Annotated in this window: 2 protein-coding genes; both read right to left on the reverse strand. The window is 45.6% G+C overall.

Going from position 1 to position 963, the window contains the following annotated elements; all coding sequences use genetic code 11:
• Window positions 1–326: hypothetical protein (locus HMPREF3066_RS12850; RefSeq protein WP_141743194.1), on the reverse strand; the 326-nt coding region annotated here is incomplete at its 3' end.
• A 49-nt stretch (window positions 327–375) separates the two neighbouring features.
• Window positions 376–963 (reverse strand): PoNe immunity protein domain-containing protein (locus HMPREF3066_RS07395; protein ID WP_141743195.1); only part of this gene is annotated, 588 nt, incomplete at its 5' end.

Genomic DNA, 963 nt, shown 5'->3' on the forward strand with positions numbered 1-963 from the left:
CACAGTTGCAGCTTGTCTTCGGGGAAATCAATATCGAAATGCTTGTGGAAGCGTTCGAGCATATCATGTGTGGCGGAAACAACTTCGGGCATGGGAAGGCCTGCGGAATAGAGGAGTTGGGTATATTCCATTGCTTCAGTTATTTGAGTCCAACTTAATTTTCTATGATAACGCCGAGCACCTTGAAAAGGATCATCCAAAATCCATTGAGGAGGTTGTATGGACAAAACATCTTCTTGTATTTTTGTTTCAGCAAAATTCTTATTTTCAATATAAAATTTTTCTTGTAAATAAATAGCCCGTTTTTTCTTTTCAAATTCACACATTATTTTTCCTTTGAAATTCAGTTTTCAGACGGCCTTTCCCATTGCCATCCTATATGCCGTCCAATACCGCAAACCCGTGTTTGCAGGCATATTCGATATAGTCCTTCGGATAAAAACTCATTGCCTTTAAGGGTTGACCTTCCATATCTGCATGAAGCAGCAGGGTAAAGATGGCGGTTTCAAATGCCCAGTAGCCGAAGAACAATTCTCCATCCCTGACTTTATGGTAGTCATACCAATAAGTATCCTTATTAGTTTTGTACCAGCCTTTCAGATAGTCCCGCAGCAGCCTGCCGCGAGGAATGCCCGAAGGTTCAAACGGGTTGTCGGGGTTTTTGGGCGGATGGATGATGTCGGGTATCAGCATATAGACGCTTTTCGGAAAAAACGGTTTGGGATTGACCTGAACCCTGCCCCGATATCCGACCAAATCCAGCAATGCCTTCATCGGTGCATCCACTAGCGGCGCACCGCCAAGGATGCACTCTCCGTTTTCGTCCAAATCGGGTGAAAGCCAGCCGGGGATGCGGTTGAGGCTTTCTTTATGGTTGGACAATACGGCCAGCCCCAGCAGCCAAAGGATGTAGGCGTAGGAATCGGCTTCCCACAGTTGCAGCTTGTCTTCGGGGAAATCAAT

The sequence above is a fragment of the Neisseria sp. HMSC03D10 genome (genome assembly GCF_001807625.1).
GTDB lineage: Bacteria > Pseudomonadota > Gammaproteobacteria > Burkholderiales > Neisseriaceae > Neisseria > Neisseria mucosa.